The organism is Saccharothrix xinjiangensis, assembly GCF_039527585.1.
Classification (GTDB): Bacteria; Actinomycetota; Actinomycetes; order Mycobacteriales; family Pseudonocardiaceae; genus Actinosynnema; species Actinosynnema xinjiangensis.
In genome coordinates this window covers 93,983-113,308 of record NZ_BAAAKE010000020.1, presented here as the reverse complement: position 1 = coordinate 113,308, position 19,326 = coordinate 93,983, and the positions used below count along the sequence as shown (strand labels likewise).

2 protein-coding genes (1 of these 2 running past the window's edge) are annotated in these 19,326 nt (G+C 77.1%); both read left to right on the top strand.

From position 1 onward, the window contains the following. On the top strand, positions 1-3,859 hold the 3' end of the coding sequence (locus tag ABD223_RS30540) for a non-ribosomal peptide synthase/polyketide synthase (protein ID WP_344040074.1). 17,573 nt of this gene lie to the left of the window's left edge; 3,859 of the gene's 21,432 nt are visible here — the last part of the coding sequence; the start codon falls outside the window, past its left edge; its stop codon occupies positions 3,857-3,859. Further along, positions 3,856-19,326 carry a non-ribosomal peptide synthetase gene (locus ABD223_RS30535; protein ID WP_344040073.1) on the top strand — a complete coding sequence of 5,157 codons (15,471 nt, stop codon included), beginning with the start codon at positions 3,856-3,858 and terminating at the stop codon, positions 19,324-19,326. The genes ABD223_RS30540 and ABD223_RS30535 overlap by 4 nt, the downstream gene beginning before the upstream one ends.

The window sequence follows — 19,326 nt, the reverse complement described above, 5'->3', positions numbered from 1 at the left end:
CCGCCACGGCGCGGGGACCGACGTCGCGATCGCGGTCCCGGTGGCCGGCCGGTCGGAGGCGGTGGTCGAGGACCTGGTGGGGCTCTTCGCCAACACCCTGGTCCTGCGCGCCGACCTGTCGGGCGACCCGGGGTTCGGGGCGTTGCTCGACCGGGTCCGCGCGACCGACCTGGAGGCCTACGACCACCAGGACGTGCCGTTCGAGCGCCTGGTGGACCTGCTGGCGCCGCAGCGGTCCACCGCCCGCCACCCGCTGTGCCAGGTGGTGCTGACCGTGGAGGAGGACGGCGAGCACCACGCTGCCGCGGACGCGTTCGGCGAGGTGCCGGGCCTCACGGCGTCGCCCGTGGTCGTGCGGGCCGGCACCGCGGTGTTCGACCTGGCCTTCGCCCTCGCCCGCAGGTCGGGGGAGGACGGGGGACCCGCCGGGTACGACGGGGTGCTGCGCTACGCCACGGACCTGTTCGACCGGTCCACCGCCACCGCCCTGGCCGGGCGGCTGGTCCGCCTGATCACCGCCGCCACCGCCGACCCCGACCTCCCGATCACCGACCTGGACCTGCGCACGGACGAGGACCGCGCGCTGCTCGCGGCCTGGGCGGGCGCGCACCGCCCCGGCGCCGAGGTGGCCCGCTCCCTGCCGGCCGCCTTCGACGCGCGGGCCCGGCTCCACCCGGGCCGGGTCGCGCTGCGGGCCGGGTCGCGGGTGGTCACCTACGGCGACCTGGCCGCGAGGGCCGCGGCCGTGGCGCACGCGCTGCGCGCCGCGGGCGTCGGCGTGGAGGACCGGGTGCTGCTGGCCGTGGACCGCTCGCCGGAGGCCGTCGTCGCCCTCCTCGGCGTGCTGGCCGCGGGGGCCGCCTACGTCCCCCTGCACGAAGGCGCGCCGCCGGCGGCGGTGCGGTTCCTGGCGGGGTCGACCGGCGCCGCGGCCGTGGTGGTCGACCACGCCCACGCGGGGGTCGCGGACCTCCTCGGGCTGCCCTCGGTCACCGTCGCCGCGGACGACAGCGCGCACGCGCCCGCCCGCGTCGACCTCACCGCCGGACCGGACGCCCTGGCCTACGTGATGCACACCTCGGGGTCGACCGGCGTGCCCAAGGGGGTCGCGGTCACCCACCGCGCGGTCCTGGAGCTGGCCGCCGACAGCCGCTGGCGCGGCGAGGCGCACCGCAGGGTCCTGCTGCACTCGCCGTTGGCCTTCGACGCCTCCACGTACGAGCTCTGGGTGCCGCTGCTGTCGGGTGGCGAGGTCGTCGTGGCGCCGCCCGGGGAGCTGGACGTCGCGACGCTGCGGGCGGTCGTCGCCGAGCACCGGGTGACCGCCCTGTGGCTCACCGCCGCCGTGTTCCAGCTCGTCGCCGACGAGGAGCCGGAGTGCCTCGCGGGGGTGGCCGAGCTGTGGACCGGGGGCGACGTGGTCCCCGCCGAAGCGGTGCGGCGGGTGCGCGACCGCTTCCCCGCCCTGACCGTCGTCGACGGCTACGGACCCACCGAGACCACCACCTTCGCCAGCTCGCACGCGCTCCGGCCCGGCGACCCGGACCCGGCCGCGGTGCCGATCGGCGCCCCGCTCGACGGTGTCGCGCTGCGGGTCCTCGACGCCCGGCTGCGGCCCGTGCCGCCCGGTGTGGTCGGCGAGCTGCACATCGCGGGCTCGGGACTGGCCCGGGGCTACCTCGGGCTGCCGGGTCTCACCGCGGAGCGGTTCGTCGCCGACCCCGGCGGGCCGCCCGGCTCGCGCGCGTACCGCACCGGCGACCTGGTGCGCCTGCGGGACGGGGTGCTGCACTACGTCCGGCGCGCCGACGACCAGGTGAAGCTGCGCGGGTTCCGGGTGGAGCCCGGCGAGGTCGAGGCCGTCCTCGGCGGGTTCCCGGGCGTGGGCCGCGCGGCGGTCGTGGTGCGCGCGGACGCGTCGGGGCGGGGCAGGCTCGTCGCCTACCTCGTGCCGTCGGCGGGCGCGACCCCCGACCGCGACCAGGTCCGCGCGTTCCTCGTGGACCGGTTGCCCGACTACCTGGTGCCGTCGGCGTTCGTCGTCCTCGACGCGCTGCCCCTGTCGGCCAACGGGAAGCTGGACCGCGCCGCGCTGCCGGAGCCCGAGGTCGCCGCGCGACCGGGGCGCGAGCCGCGCACCCACCGCGAGGCGGTGCTGTGCGGGTTGTTCGCCGAGGTGCTGCGGCTGCCGCGACCGGTGGGCGCCGAGGACGGGTTCTTCGAACTCGGCGGCGACAGCATCCACTCGATCCAGCTGGTCAGCCGCGCCCGCCGCGCCGGGCTGGTCCTGACCGTGCGCGACGTGTTCGAGCAGCCCACCCCGGCCCGGCTGGCCGAGGTCTCCGGCGCGGTCGCCGTCGCGGCGGAGGAACCGGGCGCCGGTGTGGGCGAGGTGCCGCTGACGCCGATCGTGGCCTGGCAGGCCGCGCGCGGCGGCCCGATCGCGGGCTTCACCCAGTCGATGGCCGTGCGCGCCCCCGCCGGCCTGCGCCGGGGCGAACTGGTGGCCGCCGTGGGCGCGCTCCTCGACCACCACGACGCGTTGCGGCTGCGGGTGGACGTGGACCCGGGCGGCGCCTGGCGCCTCCACGTGCGCCCGCTCGGCGCGGTGCGCGCCGAGGACGTGGTGCGCCGGCTGGACGTGGCGGGGCTGGACCCGGCGGCCCGGGACCGCCTCCTGCGCGACCACGCCGACCGCGTCCGCCGCTCGCTGGACCCCACCACCGGACCGGTCCTGGGGGTCGTGTGGTGCGACGCGGGCCCGGCGGCCCCGGGCACCGTGCTCCTGGTCGCGCACCACCTGGCCGTGGACGGCGTCTCCTGGGGCATCCTGCTCGGCGACCTGGCCCGCGCGGCCGAGCGGGTCCGCGCCGGCCGGCCGGTCGGGCTGGACCCGGCGACCACCTCGCTGCGCCGCTGGGCGCGGCTGCTGGACGACGACGCCCGCGGCCCGGTCCGCGCCGCCGAACTCCCGTGGTGGCAACGGGTCGTGCGCAGCCCGGACCCCCTGCTCGGCACCCGCGCCCCGGACGCCCGCGACACCTACGCCACCGCAGGCACCATCCAGCTGACCCTGCCCGCGGAGATCACCTCGCCGCTGCTGACCGCGGTGCCCGCCGCGTACCGGGCCGGCGTGGACGAGGTGCTGCTGACCGCTTTCGCCGCCGCGGTCCGCGGGTGGCGCCGCGCCCGGGGCGTCGTGTCGACCGAGGTCCTCGTCGACGTCGAGGGCCACGGGCGGCACGACGAGGCCTACCCGGGGGTCGACCTGTCCCGCACGGTCGGCTGGTTCACCACCGTCCACCCGGTGGCGCTCCGCCTCGACGCCGCGCCCGGAGCGGCGGACGGCGACGCGGGAATGCTGCTCAAACAGGTCAAGGAGCAGTTGCGGGCGGTGCCGGGGCGCGGCTTGGGCTACGGCCTGCTCCGCCACCTCGACCCGGAGGAGGGGTTGGCCGGCGCCGCGACGCCGCAGCTGGGCTTCAACTACCTGGGACGCCTGCTCGCGGAGGAGCCGGGGGACTGGGGCATGGTGCCCGACGTCGCCGGCGCGGGTGGTGGCGCGCCGCCGGAGCTGCCGCTGGCGCACGCCGTGGAGCTCAACGCGCTCACCCGCGACGGCGCGGACGGGCCCCGGCTCGTCGCGGCCTGGACGTGGGGGCGCGAGCTGCTGGGCGAACCCGAGGTGCGCGAGCTGGCCGAGCTGTGGTTCGCGGCGTTGCGCGACCTGGTCGCCCACGTCGCGGGACCGGGCGCGGGCGGCCTCACCCCGTCCGACGTGGTGCTGCCCGGGGTGACGCAGGACGAGATCGACGACTGGGAACAGGAACTGGAAGCCGAGTGGGGGACGCGCGCGTGAGTCGAGCCAGCCAGGACCGCCGGGTCATCGAGGACATCCTGCCGCTGACGCCGGTGCAGCAGGGCATGGTGTTCCACCACGCCTACGAGGGGCCGTCGGGCGCCGACGTCTACATCGCCCAGCTGGTCGTCGACCTCGAAGGCGACCTCGACGCACGCGCGCTGCGGGCCGCGGCGCAGGCGCTGGTCGACCGGCACGCGACCCTGCGCACCGCCTTCCGCCGCCGGCGCACCGGCGACTGGGCCCAGGTGGTGGCCCGCACGGCGGTCCTGCCGTGGCGGGAACTGGACCTGCGCGGCGAGGACGACCCCTCCGCCGCCGCCGAGCGGGAGGTCCTGGCCGATCGCGGGCGCCGGTTCGACCTCGGCGCGCCGCCGCTCGTGCGCTGCGCCCTGCTGCGCACCGGCGAGCGCGCCCACAGGTTCGTGCTGACCAACCACCACATCGTGCTCGACGGCTGGTCGATGCCGGTGCTGTTGCGCGACCTCGTCGCGCTCTACCGCTCGGGCGGCGACGCGAGCGGCCTGCCCCCGGTGCGCCCGCACCGGGACTACTCGCGGTGGCTGGCCTCCCGCGACACCGCGGCGGCGAAGGCGGCGTGGGCGCGGGCCTTCGCCGGCTTCGCCGAGCCCACGCTGGTCGCCGACCCGGACGCCACCCGCGCGTCCGCCCCGCCCCGGCAGCTGGGCTTCACCCCCGAGCCGGGGGTGGCCGCCGGCCTGGCCGCCCTGGCCCGCGACCACGGGCTGACGACCAACACCGTGCTCCAGGTCTGCTGGGCGCTGGTCCTCGCCGAGCGCACCGGCCGCTCGGACGTGGCCTTCGGCGCCACGGTCGCGGGCCGCCCGCCGGAGCTGGCCGGCGTCGAGGACATGGTGGGGCTGTTCGTCAACACGCTGCCGGTGCGGGTGCGGCTGGACCCGCGCGAGCGGGTGGCCGCGCTGCTGTCCAGGGTGCAGGCCGAGCAGGCCGCGCTGCTGGCGCACCAGCACCTGGGCCCGGCCGACGTCGCGGCGGTCACCGGGCTGCCGACGCTGTTCGACACCTCGTTCGTGTTCGAGAACTACCCCACCGACCCGGCCGCCGACGGCACCTTCGCGGACCTGGTCGTCACGGCCGCCCGCGGCCACGACGCCACCCACTACCCGCTGGGCCTGGTCGCCGTGGCGGACCCGGACCTGCGGTTCCTCCTCGACCACCGGCCCGACCTCGTCGACCGGGCCGAGGCCGAGGACGTCGCCGCCCACCTGCTGCGCGTGCTGGGCGCGGTCGTGGCGAACCCCGGCGCGCCGGTGGGCCGCCTGGACACCCTCGACCCGGCCGTGCGCCGGCAGGTCCTGGTGACGTGGAACGACACGGCGCGCGAGCACCCCGCCGACGTGCTGCCGGACCTGTTCGCCGCCCAGGTCCGCCGCACCCCGAACGCGGTGGCCCTGGTGCACCGGGACGAGTCGCTGACCTACGCCGAGCTGGACGCGCGGGCCAACAGGCTGGCCCGGTCGCTCATCGCGCGGGGCGCGGGAGCGGAGGTCGTGGTGGCCGTGCTGGTCCCGCGGTCGGTCGACTCCGTGGTGGCGCTGCTGGCGGTGCACAAGGCGGGCGCGGTGCACCTGCCGGTGGACCCCGGGTACCCGGCCGAGCGGACCGCGTTCATGCTGGCCGACGCCGACCCCGCGCTGGTGGTCACCACCGGCGCGGTCGCGCACCGGGCGGCCGCCGTCCACCCGGACCGCGTCGTCGCCGTCGACGCGCCGGAGGTCCGCGCCGAACTGGGGCGCAGGCCCGCCACCGACCCGCCGCGCGCGACCACCCCGGCCCACGGCGCCTACGTCCTCTACACGTCGGGGTCGACGGGCAGGCCCAAGGGCGCCCTGGTGACCCACGCCAGCCTGACCAACCTCCTGCACCACCACCGCGGCCAGGTGCTCGACCCCGCCGTGCGGGCGGTCGGCGGCCGGCGGCTGCGGATGGACCACACGGCGTCGTTCTCGTTCGACGCCTCGTGGGGGATCTTCCTGTGGATGGCCGCGCACGGGCACGAGATGCACCTCGTCGACGACGAGACCCGGCTCGACCCGGCGGCCTTCGCGGCGCAGGTCGCCCGGGAGCGGGTGGACGTGGTCGACCTGACCCCCAGCGAGTGCCTGCACCTCGTGGCCGCCGGCCTGCTCGACGAGGGCCGGCACCGGCCGTCCGTGGTGGTCCTGGGCGGCGAGACCATCGGCGCCGGGCTGCGGGCCGACCTGAACTCGGTGCCCGGTCTGCGCGCATACAACCTCTACGGCCCGACCGAGTGCACCGCCGACACGACCATCGGGGAGGTCCGCGCCGACCGGCCGGCGGAACTGGGCCCGCCGATCGACAACGTCCGCTGCTACGTGCTCGACCCCTGGCTGCGGCCGGTGCCGCCGGGCATCGCGGGTGAGCTGTACGTGGCCGGCGCGGGCCTGGCCCGGGGCTACCAGGGCAGGCCCGGCTTGACCGCGCAGCGGTTCGTGGCCAACCCGTTCGAGGCGGGCGGCGCGCGCCTCTACCGCACCGGCGACCGCGTCCGGTGGTCGGCCGCCGGGCTGGTCGAGTACGTCGGCCGGACCGACGACCAGGTGAAGCTGCGCGGGTTCCGCGTCGAACCCGGCGAGGTGGAGGCCGTCCTCGGCGAGCACCCGTCGGTGCTCCAGTGCGCGGTCGTGCTCCGCGAGGACCGCCCCGGCGACCAGAGGCTGGTCGCCTACGCGACCGCGGCCGGCCCGATCGACCTCACGGCCGTGCGCGCGCACCTCGCGGAGCGGTTGCCGGAGCACATGGTGCCGTCGGTGGTCGTCGTGCTCGACGCGCTGCCGGTGACGCCCACCGGCAAGCTGGACCGCCTGGCGCTGCCCGTGCCCGACCACGCCGGCGCCGAGGGGCGGGCGCCCGCGACACCGCGCGAGGAAGTCCTGTGCGGGCTGTTCGCGGAGGTGCTCGGCGTCGAGCGGATCAGCCCCGACACCGGGTTCTTCGACCTCGGCGGGCACTCGCTGCTGGCGATGCGCCTCGTGGGCCTGGTGCGCGTCGCCCTCGGCGTGGAGCTGCCCGTGCGCGCGCTGTTCGACGCGCCGACCCCCGCCGGGCTCGCCCGCGCCCTCGTCGACGCCGACGAGGCGCGGACCCCACTGGCCGCCCGCCCCCGACCCGGGCGGATCCCGCTCTCGCCCGCCCAGCGCAGGCTGTGGTTCCTCAACGCCTACGAACCCGACGGCTCCACCTACCACACGCCCACCGCCCTCCGGCTGCGCGGCGAGGTCGACCGGGACGCCCTCGCGGCCGCGCTCGTCGACGTCGCCGACCGGCACGAGGCGCTGCGCACCACCTTCCCGGAGGACGCCGAAGGGCCCCACCAGTGGATCCTCCCCCCGGGTTCGGCACCCGAGCTGACCGAGCGGGACACCACGCCCGACCGGCTCGACGAGGTGCTCCGGGCCGAGGTCGAACGCCCGATCAGGCTGGCCACCGAGGCCCCGTTCCGGGCCCACCTCGCGCACGTCGGCCACGACGACCACGTCCTCCTGCTGGTGGCGCACCACGTGGCGGTGGACGAGTGGTCGATCGGCGTCCTCCTGCGCGACCTGACCACCGCCTACGCGGCCCGCCGGGCCGGGACCGCCCCGGACTGGGCGCCGCTGCCCGTCCAGTACGCGGACTACGCGCTGTGGCGGCGGGACGTGCTCGGCGACGACGCCGAGGACGGCGAGGTCGCCCGCCAGGCCGCGAGCAGGCTGCGGCGCCTGGCCGGGCTGCCCGGGGAGCTGGCGCTGCCCGTGGACCGGCCGCGCCCGGCCGACCCGGACCACCGCGGCGGCGCGGTGGCGTTCACCGTGCCCGCGGACGTGCACGCGGGCCTCGTCGCGCTCGCCCGTGCTCACCACGCCACGGTGTTCATGGTCCTGCACACCGCGCTCGCGGTCCTGCTGACCCGGCTCGGCGCGGGCACGGACATCCCGATCGGGACCCCGGTCGCGGGCCGGTCCGACCCGGCGGTGGCGGACGTGGTCGGCCTGTTCCTCAACACCCTCGTGCTGCGCGCCGACACGGCGGGCGACCCGGCCTTCACCACCCTGCTCGGCCAGGTCCGCGACGGCGACCTGGCCGCGCACGACGAGCAGGACGTGCCGTTCGAGCGGCTGGTGGAGCTGCTCAACCCGGCCCGGTCGACCGGCAGGCACCCGCTGTTCCAGGTCCTGCTGTCGATGCACGCCGCCGCGCCGGCCCCGGCCCCCTGGCCCGGCGCCGAGGTCTCCGGTGTGCCGCTCGGCGCCGGCAGCGCGCGGTTCGACCTCGCGTTCGAGGTCGGGGAGCTGCCGGGGGGCGGGCTCGACGCGGTCCTGGAGTACCGGGTCGACCTGTTCGACGAGGCCACGGCCCGGGCGCTGGCAACGTGGTTCGGGCGGGTGCTGGAACAGGCGGTGGCCGACCCCGGTCGGCGGCTGGGCCGGTTCGAGCTGCTGGAGGCGGCCGAGGCGCGCCGGGTCGTCGTGGACTGGAACAGGTCGGACGTGGCCGGCTCCGCGGACGACGTGTGGGACCTGGTCGCCGCGCAGGACCCGGCGGCGGTCGCGGTGGTGTGCGGCGACGCCGAGCTGACCTACGGCGAACTGGTCGCCCGCGCGGAGCGGGTGGCGTCCGGGCTGGGCGCGCGGGGCGTCGGTCCCGAGGACCTGGTCGGCGTGCTGCTGCCCCGGTCGGTGGACCTGGTCGTGGTGCTGCTGGCGGTGTGGCGGGTGGGCGCCGCGTACCTGCCGCTCGACGGGGGCTGGCCCGGCCGGCGGTTGACCTCGGTGATCGAGGACGCCCGACCCGCGCTGGTCGTCACGGAGGACGTGGCGGCGGAGCCGGCGGCCGGCGGCGGCACGCTTCCCGGGGGCCTCGTGTCGCCCGGACAGGCCGCGTACGCGATGTACACGTCGGGGTCGACGGGTCGGCCCAAGGGTGTGGTGGTGTCGCGGGGGAACGTGGCGAACCTGTTGGGGGACATGCGGGTTCGGTTGGGGTTGTCGTCGTCGGACCGGTGGTTGGCGGTGACGACGGTGGGGTTCGACATCTCGGTGCTGGAGCTGTTCGGTCCGCTGACCTCCGGCGGCCGGGTCGTGCTCGCCACGGCGGACGAGGTGCGGGAACCGTCCGCGCTGCACCGGTTGATCACCCGGTGCGGGATCACGGTCGCCCAGGCGACCCCCGGCCTGTGGCGCGCGCTCCTCGACGCCCGCCCGGACGCGGTGCGCGGCCTGCGGGTGCTCGTCGGCGGCGAGGCCCTGCCCGCGCCGCTGGCGCGCGACCTGCGCGCGTCGGCCGCGTCCGTCCTGAACGTGTACGGGCCGACCGAGACGACGGTGTGGTCGACGGCGTCCGTCGTGGACGGCGGAGCGCCGTCGATCGGCTCGCCGCTGGCGGGCGTGCGGTGCTTCGTGCTGGACGAGGGGCTGCGCGTGGCCCCGCCGGGCGTGGTGGGCGAGCTGTACGTCGGCGGCGTCGGCGTCGGTCGCGGCTACGTCGGCTCGGCGGGGCTGACCGCGTCGCGGTTCGTCGCGGACCCGTTCGGCACGGGGGAGCGGGTGTACCGCACGGGTGACCGCGCGCGGTGGTCGAGGGAGGGCCGGCTGGAGTTCGTCGGCCGGACCGACGACCAGGTCAAGGTCCGGGGTTTCCGGGTCGAGCTCGGCGAGGTCGAAGCCGTCCTGCGCGCCCAGCCCGGCGTGGTCGCCGCGGCCGCCGCCGTGCGGGGGGACCAGCCGGGCGACAGCCGCCTCGTCGGGTACGTCGTCGGCGCGGTCGACCGGGCCGCGCTCGCGGCCGGCGTCGCCGAGGTGCTGCCCGAGTACATGGTCCCGTCGGTCCTCGTCGTCCTGGACGAGCTGCCCCTCAACGCGAACGGCAAGGTGGACCGCCGCGCGCTGCCCGCCCCGGTGATCCGGTCGGGCGCCGGGAGGGCGCCCTCGTCGCAGCGCGAGGAGGTCCTGTGCGGGTTGTTCGCCGACGTGCTGGGCGTCGACCGCGTCGACCCGGACGACGGCTTCTTCGCCCTCGGCGGGCACTCGCTCCTGGTGACGCGCCTGGTCGGTCGGGTGCGGGCCGCGCTGGGCGTCGAGGTGGCGGTGCGCCAGGTGTTCGACTCGCCGACCCCGGCGGGCCTCGCCCGCGCGCTCTCGACCGCCGGCCGGGCGCGGGCCGGCGTGGTGGCCGGGCCGCGACCCGACCGCGTCCCGCTGTCCTCGGCGCAGCTCGGGCTGTGGTTCCTCCAGCGCCTCGACGGGGGCGGCGCGTACCACCTGCCCGTGTCGCTTCGACTGACCGGCGAACCGGACGCCGCCGCGGTCGCCGCAGCCCTCGGCGACGTCGTGGCCAGGCACGAGGTCCTCCGCACCCTGGTGGTCGAGGACGCGGCGGGCCCGCACCAGGTCGTGCTGCCCCCCGCCCCCTTCCCGGTGGAGGTCACCGGGCACGACGCCGCCGCGGTGGCCGCCGCGGTGGCCCGACCGTTCGACCTGGCCGCCGACCTCCCGGTGCGCGCCACCCTGTTCCGGGTGGCGCGGGACGAGCACCTGCTCCTGCTCGTCCTGCACCACATCGCCGTCGACGAGTGGTCCGTGGCCACCCTGGTGCGCGACTTCGCCACCGCCTACGCGGCGCGCCTCGACGGTCGCGCCCCGGCGTGGGAGCCGCTGCCCGTGCAGTACGCCGACCACGCGTTGTGGCAGCTCGCGGCGCTCGGCGCGGACGACGAACCGGGCTCGCCGATGGCCCTCCAGCTCGACCACTGGCGGGCCGTCCTCGCCGACGTGCCCGAGGAGGTGCGGCTGCCGCTCGACCGGCCGCGCACCGCCGCCGAACCCGGCGCGGCGGGCACCGTCGAGTTCCAGCTGACGCCGGAGCTGAAGCGCGGTGTCGCCCGGCTCGCCAGGGACCGCGGCGCGACCGTGTTCATGGTCGTGCACGCCGCGCTGGCGGCGCTCCTGACCCGGTTCGGCGCGGGCCACGACATCGTCGTCGGCTCGCCGATCACCGGGCGCACCGACCCGGCGGTGGCGGACCTCGTCGGCCTCTTCCTCAACTCGCTCGTGCTGCGCGTCGACACCTCCGGCGACCCGGCCTTCACCGAGCTGCTGGACCGCGTGCGCGCCGCCGACCTCACCGCCTACGACCACCAGGACGTCCCGTTCGAGCGCCTGGTGGCAGCGCTGAGCCCGACCCGGTCACCGGGCAGGCACCCGCTGTTCCAGGTCCGCCTGGTCGTGCAGAACGCCGACCCGGCCGCGGCGCCGGTCGAGCTGCCCGGCCTGACCGCCGTCCTGGAACCGCTGCCACCGGACACCGCCAAGTTCGACCTGCTGTTCCGGCTGTTCGACCGCGCGGACGGCGGGATGGGCGCGGTGCTCGAACACCGGGCGGACCTGTTCGACGACGCCACCGCCGAAGCCCTGGCCGACGGGTTGCTGCGGGTGCTGGGGGCCGCGGTCGCCGACCCGGACCGCCGCCTCGGCGACCTGGACGTGCTCGGCGACGCCGCCCGGGTGCCGGCGGCGTGGAACGACACCGCGGCCGACCTCGGTGACGAGGACGTCGTGGAGATGTTCGAGGCCCGCGCCGCCGAGCACCCCGGCCGACCCGCCGTGCGCGACTCCTCGACGGCGCTGGACTACGGCGCCCTCAACGCCGGGGCCAACCGGCTCGCCCACCGCCTCATCGCGCTCGGCGTGGGTCCCGAGCGCCTGGTCGCGGTGTCGGCGACGAGGCGCGTCGAGACGGTCGTCGCGCTGCTCGCCGTGCTCAAGGCGGGCGGGGCGTACGTGCCCGTCGACCCGGAGCTGCCCGCCGAGCGCGTGCGCGCCCTGCTCGACGACACCCGGCCCGTGCTCGTCCTGGGCGGCCCGGAACTGCCCGGCGCGACCTGGCCGGACACCGCGGCCGAGAGCGACGCGGACCCGAGGGTCCCGGCGCACCCCCGGCGCGCCGCCTACGTCATCCACACCTCGGGCTCCACCGGCCGCCCCAAGGGCGTCGTGGTCGAGCACCGCTCCCTGGGCGCCTACCTGCGGCGCGCCCGCGCCGCCTACCCGGACGCCGCGGGCACGGCGCTGGTGTCCTCCCGGCTGTCGTTCGACCTGACCGTCACCGGCCTCTACACCCCGCTGGTCTCCGGTGGTTCGGTGGTGCTGGCGGACCTGGCCGAGGACACCGCGGTCGCCCCGCCCCGCCCGGACTTCGCCAAGCTCACCCCGAGCCACCTCGCGCTCCTCGACGGCCTGCCCGACGACGCGTCGCCGCGCGGCACCCTCGTGCTCGGCGGGGAGGCCCTGCACGGCGCCGCGCTCGCCCGGTGGCGCGAGCGCAACCCGCACGCGCGCGTGGTCAACGCGTACGGGCCGACCGAGACCACGGTCAACTGCACCGACTTCGCCGTGGCCCCCGGAACGCCCCTGCCCGACGGGCCGGTGCCGATCGGCACACCGTTCCCGAACACCCGCGTCCACGTGCTCGACGACCGGCTGCGCCCGGTCCCGGTGGGCGTCGTGGGCGAACTCCACGTCGCGGGCGACCTGGTCACCAGGGGCTACCTGGACCGGCCCGAGCTGACCGCGCAGCGCTTCGTGGCCGACCCGTTCGGCCCGCCGGGTTCCCGCCTGTACCGCACCGGCGACCTCGTCCGGTGGCGCCGCGACGGCCTGCTGGAGCACCACGGCCGCGCCGACGACCAGGTCAAGCTGCGCGGTTTCCGGATCGAGCCAGGCGAGGTCGAAGCCGCCCTGCTGGCCTGCGGGGGAGTGGACCGCGCGGCGGTCGTGGCGGCCGGCGACGGCGCCGACCGGCGGCTCGTCGCGTTCGTCGTGCCGTCCCCCGGCGCGGCCCCGGACCCCGCGCGGTTGCGGTCGCGGCTGGCCGAGGCGCTGCCCGAGCACATGGTCCCGGCCGCCATCGGCCTCCTCGACGCGCTGCCCACCACGCCGCACGGCAAGCTCGACCGCCGCGCGTTGGCGGACATCGGGATCTCCTCCGGGTCGAACCCGGCGCGGGAGGTCGCGGAGACGCCGTGGACGCGGATCGTCCGCGAGCTGTTCGCCGACGTGCTCGGCCTGCCCGAGGTCGGCCCCGACGACGACTTCTTCGCCCGCGGCGGGCACTCGCTGCTGGCGATCCGGCTCGCCGCCCGCGTCCGCGCGGCGCTGGGCACGCCGGTCCCGGTGCGGGCGATGTTCGAGGCGCCGACCCCGGCCGCGCTCGTGTCCCGCCTCGTCGGCGAGGAGCGCGACCCCGCGCCGATCCCCGCGGTCGCCCGGCCCGCGCGGCTGCCCCTGTCGTCGGCCCAGCGCAGGTTGTGGTTCCTCAACCGCTTCGACGACGGCGGCGCGGGCTACGCGCTGCCGGTGGCGCTGCGGCTCACCGGCAGGCTGGACCGCGCGGCCCTGGAAGCCGCCCTGGGCGACCTCGTCGAGCGGCACGAGGTGCTGCGGACGGTGTTCCCCGAGGACGCGGACGGCCCGCACCAGGTCGTGCTCCCCGCGACCCGACCGGACCTCGTGGCCGAACCGGTGGCGGAGGACGACCTCGGCCCCCGCCTGGACCGGGCCGTGCGGGAGGGGTTCGACCTGCGCCGCGAACCGCCGCTGCGGCCGGTGCTGCTGCGGCTCCGCCAGGACGAGCACGTCCTGCTGCTGCTCCTGCACCACATCGCCGCCGACGGCGGGTCCCTGCGCCCGCTAGGGGACGACCTCGCCGCCGCCTACGCGGCGCGCCTCGCCGGTCGCGCCCCCGAGTGGGAGCCGCTGGCCGTCCAGTACGCCGATTACGCGCTGTGGCAGCAGCGGGAGCTGGGTGACGAGGACGACCCGGAGAGCCTCGCCGCGCGCCAACTCGCGTTCTGGCGCGAGCGCCTGGCCGACCTGCCGGACGAGGTGGCGCTGCCCGTCGACCGACCCCGGTCGGCCACGCCGTCCCACCGGGGCGGCACGGTCGAGCTGACCGTGCCCGCCGCGCTGCACGCCGACCTGGTCGACCTGGCCAGGTCCGAGGGCACGACCGTGTTCATGGTGTTGCAGGCGGCGCTGGCCGTGCTGCTCACCCGGCTCGGCGCGGGCGCGGACATCCCCCTCGGCACGCCCGTCACCGCCCGCTCCCACGCCGCCGTCGAGGACCTGGTGGGCGTGCTGATCAACACGCTGGTGCTGCGCACCGACACCTCGGGCAACCCCCGCTTCACCGAGCTCCTGCGCCGCGTGCGCACCGCCAACCTGGCCGCCTACGCCCACCGCGACGTGCCGTTCGAGCGGCTGGTCGAGGTCCTCGCCCCCCGTCGCTCCGCCGCCAGGCACCCGCTGTTCCAGGTGATGCTGTCCGTGCACGGGCACGAGCCGGACTCCGCCGCCCCCGCCCTGCCCGGCCTCACCGCCACGCCGGTGGACGCGGACCCGGGCACCGCGAAGTTCGACCTGATGGTGGCGCTCGCGGAGCACCGCGACGACGACCGGCGGCCCGCGGGCCTGCGCGGCGTGGTCGAGTTCGCCCGCGACCTGTTCGACGACGACACGGCGCGGGCGCTGGCCGGGTGGTTCGTGCGCGTGCTGGAGCAGGTGGTCGCGGACCCGGGCGGTCGCGTGGGCGGGTTCGACCTGGTGGACGAGGCCGAGGTGCGGCGCGTGGTGGGGGAGTGGAACGCGTCCTCGCCGTCCGGTGCGCCCGGCGACGCGTGGGACCTGGTCGCCGCGCAGGACCCCGGTGCGGTCGCCGTCGCCTGCGGCGGGGACGAGCTGACGTACGGCGAGCTGACCCGCCGCGCCGAGCTGCTGGCGCGCGGCCTCCGCGACCGCGGGGTGTCCGCCGAGTCCGTGGTGCCGGTGGTGCTGCCCCGCTCGGTCGACCTCGTGGTGGCGTTGCTGGCGGTGTGGCGGGCGGGCGCCGCGTACCTGCCCGTCGACCCCCGGCTGCCCGAGGAGCGGATCCGGTTGCTGCTCGACGACGCCGACCCGTCGGCGGCCATCACCGAGCGCACGTTCGCCGACTGGTCGTCGGCCTCGGGCGCGGACCCGATCCCGCCCGCGTCGCCGCGCGACGCGGCGTACCTGATCCACACCTCGGGGTCGACCGGCCGGCCCAAGGGCGTGCTGGTGACCAGGGGCAACGTGGCCGCCCTGCTGGCGGACATGCGCGAGCGGACCGGCCTGTCCCGCGCCGACCGCTGGCTGGCGGTGACGACCGTCGGGTTCGACATCTCCGTGCTGGAGCTGTTCGCGCCGCTGACCTCCGGCGGACGCGTGGTGCTGGCCGGCGCCGAGGACGTCCGGGACCCCCGGGCGCTGACCGCGTTGATCGCCGCGTCGGGGACCACCGTCATGCAGGCGACCCCGGCCCTGTGGCGGACCGTCCTCGACCACGACCCGGGCGTCCTCGCCGGGGTCCGGGTCCTCGTCGGCGGCGAGGCCCTGCCCGCCGACCTCGCCGCGGGACTGGCCTCGGCCGCCTCGTCGGTCCTCAACGTCTACGGGCCGACGGAGACCACGGTGTGGTCGACGGCGTCCGTCGTGGACGGGGGCGCGCCGACCATCGGGCGGCCGCTGACCGACGAGCGGTGCTTCGTGCTCGACGAGTTCCTCCGGCCGACGCCCCCCGGCGTGACCGGGGAGCTGTACATCGGCGGCGCCGGGGTCGCCCGCGGGTACGCGGCGCTGCCCGGCCTGACCGCGACGCGGTTCGTGGCGAGCCCCTTCGACCCCGGGAGCAGGGTCTACCGCACGGGGGACCGGGTGCGGTGGTCGCGCTCGGGGGAGCTGGAGTTCGTGGGCAGGGTCGACGACCAGGTCAAGGTCCGCGGGTTCCGGATCGAGCCCGGCGAGGTCGAGGCGGTGCTGCGCGCCTGTCCCGGCGTCCTGGCGGCCGTCGTGGTCGCCCGCGAGGACCGGCCGGGTGACCGCAGGCTCGTCGCGTACACCACCGGCGGTGTCCCCGCGCGGGTCCTGCGCGCCCACGCCGCGTCCACCCTGCCCGAGCACATGGTGCCGTCGGTGTTCGTCGAGCTGGGCGAGCTGCCGTTGAACGCCAACGGGAAGGTGGACCGCCGCGCCCTGCCCCGCCCCTCGGTCGAGGCGGGTCCCGGCCGGGCCGCGACCTCGGTGCGGGAGGAGGTCCTGTGCGGCCTGTTCGCCGACGTGCTGGGCGTCGACCGGGTCGGGCCGGACGACGGGTTCTTCGACCTGGGCGGGCACTCGCTGCTGGTGACCCGGCTGGTCGGGGTGGTCCGGGCGGCGCTCGGCGCGGAACTGGCCGTCCGGGAGGTGTTCGACTCGCCCACGCCCGCCCGCCTGGCACGGGTGCTCGACGGCGCCGCACCCGCCCGCCCCGGCGCCGTCCGCGGGCCGCGCCCGCCCCGCGTGCCCCTGTCGGCGGCGCAGCGGCGGCTGTGGTTCCTGAACCAGTTCGACGGCACACCCGCCTACACCGTCCCCGTCGTCCTGCGGCTGCGCGGCGCCCTCGACGCCGACGCGCTCGACGACGCGCTCGCGCTCGTCATCGAGCGGCACGAACCCCTGCGCACCGTCGTCGCGGACGACCTCGACGGCCCCCACCAGGTCCTGCTGCCACCGCCGGGCCGCGTGCTCCGGCGCGTCGACCGCACCGAGGCCGAGCTGCCGGACCTGCTCGCCGCCGAGGCGTCGCACGAGTTCCGGCTCACCACCGACCTCCCGCTGCGCGCGACGCTCGTCACGCTCGGGCCCGACGAGCACGTGCTGTCCCTCGTCGCCCACCACATCGCCCTGGACGGGTGGTCGGTGGGGCCGCTGCTGCGCGACCTGTCCGCCGCCTACACCGCGGTCCGGACCGGCGCGCGGCCCGACTGGCCCGACCTGCCGCTCACCTACACCGACCACGTCCTGCACCAGCGGGACGCCTTCGACGGGGGTGTGCCGGACCCGCACCTCCACCACCGGCTGGCCGCGCTCGCCGGCCTGCCCGCCGAGCTGGTCCTGCCCGCCGACCGACCGCGCCCCGCCGTGCCCACCCACCGCGGTGGCCGGGTCGCGTTCGACGTCGAACCCGCCCTGCACGCCGCGCTCACCCGGCTGGCCAGGGCCGAGGGCGCCACGTTCTTCATGGTCGTGCAAGCCGCGCTCGCCACCCTGCTCACCCGGCTCGGCGCGGGCACGGACATCCCCGTCGGCACCCCCGCCGCCGGTCGTGACGACCCCGCCGTGAGCGACCTCGTCGGGCTGTTCCTCAACACGCTCGTGCTGCGCACCGACACCTCCGGCGTGCCCGCGTTCCGCGAGCTGCTGCGCCGGGTGCGCGAGACCGACCTGGCCGCCCACGACCACCGGGACGTGCCGTTCGAACGCCTCGTCGAGCTCCTCAACCCGCCCCGCGCCACCGGTCGCCACCCGCTGTTCCAGGTGATGCTCAACCCCAACGTCGCCGCGCCCGCCGCCCTGGCGCTCGACGGCCTGACCACCACCGAGGAACCGGTGACGGGCGGTGCGGCGCGCCTGGACCTCACCCTCTCCTACACCGAGCTGCCGGAGGGGGTGCGGGCGGCCTTCGAGTACGACCGCGACCGGTTCGACGACACCACCGCCGCCCGGCTGGCGGACCGGTTCCTCCGCGTGCTCGGCCAGGTCGCCGCCGACCCCGACGTCTCGATCCGGGACATCGAGGTCGCCGACCCGGCGGAGCTGCGGCAGGTGACGCTGGAGTGGAACGACACGGCCGTCCCCGGCGAGCCGGACGACGTCCTGACCTCGGTGTTCGCCCAGGACCCCGCGGCGGTCGCGCTGGTGTCCCGGGACGGGGAGGTGACCTACGGCGACCTGCTCGGGCGCGTGGAGCGGCTGGCGGGCGGGTTGCGCGCCAAGGGGGTGGGGACCGAGTCGCTGGTCGGCGTGGTGCTGCCCCGGTCGGTGGAGCTGGTGGTGGCGTTGCTGGCGGTGTGGCGCGTCGGCGCGGCCTACGTGCCGCTCGACCCGGACCTGCCCGCCGAGCGGGTGCGGGTCATGACGGCGGACGCCCGACCGGCCCTGGTGCTGACCGGGACCTCCTCGGCGGAACTCGCGGCGGCGGGGTTCGGCGCGCCGGCCGGCGGTGTCGCCTCGGGCGAGCAGGCCGCCTACGTGATCCACACGTCCGGGTCGACCGGCGTGCCCAAGGGCGTGGTCGTGTCGCGGCGCAACGTGGCCAACCTCCTGGCCGACATGCGCGCGCGGCTGGGCCTGACACCCCGGGACCGCTGGCTGGCGGTGACGACCGCGGCCTTCGACATCTCCGTCCTGGAGCTGTTCGGGCCGTTGACGTCGGGGGGTCGCGTGGTGCTCGCGACCGCGGACGAGGTCCGGGACCCCGCCGCGCTGCACGGGTTGATCGACGCGCACGGCATCACGATCATGCAGGCGACGCCGACGCACTGGCGCGCGGTCGTGGCCCACCGGGCCGACGGGCTGCGCGGCGTCCGGGTGGTGTCCGGCGGCGAGGCCCTGCCCGCCGACCTCGCCCACGACCTGGTCTCCGCCGCCGCGGGCGTGACGAACGTCTACGGCCCCACCGAGACGACCGTGTGGTCCACGGCCACGCCCGTCACCCCCGCCACGGCCTCGTCACCGCCGATCGGCCGCCCGATCGCCAACACGCGGTGCCACGTCCTCGACCACCTGCTGCGGCCGGTGCCGCCCGGTGTCGTCGGGGAGCTGTACCTGGCGGGCGCCGGTGTCGCCCGCGGCTACCTGAACCGACCCGGCCTCACCGCGGAGCGGTTCGTGGCCGACCCGGCGGGCCCGCCCGGGAGCAGGCTCTACCGCACCGGCGACTCCGCCCGCCGGCTGCCGAACGGCGAGCTGGACTTCCTCGGCAGGACCGACGCGCAGCTCAAGGTGCGCGGCCACCGGGTCGAGCCGGGTGAGGTCGAAGCCGCCCTGCTGGCGCACCCCGGCGTCACGGGCAGCGCGGTGGCGCTGCACGACGGCCGCCTGGTCGCCTACACCACCGGCGACGCCGACCCCGCCGCGCTGCGCGAGCACCTCGCCGCGCACCTGCCCGGTCACCTCGTGCCCTCCGCGATCGAGGTGCTCGACGCCCTGCCGACGACACCCGGCGGCAAGCTCGACCGCGGCGCCCTGCCCGCTCCGCGGCGGATCGCCACCGCCGGCGGCAGGGAGCCGGCGAACCCGCGCGAGGCGTTGATCCGCGACCTGTTCGTCGAGGTCCTGGGTGCGGACCGGGTGGGGGTGGACGACGGGTTCTTCGAACTCGGCGGCGACAGCATCCTGTCCCTGCGCCTGGTGGCGCGGGCGAGGGCGGCGGGACTCGGGTTCGGGGTGCGCGACGTCTTCGAGCACCGGTCGCCGGCTGCCCTGGCCGAGCTGTCGGCCGAAGTGACCGCGGACGCCCCGGTGCCGACCGAGTTCACCCTCACCGCGCTGAGCTCCACCGAACTGGACCGGCTGCGCGCGGAGTGGTCCTGA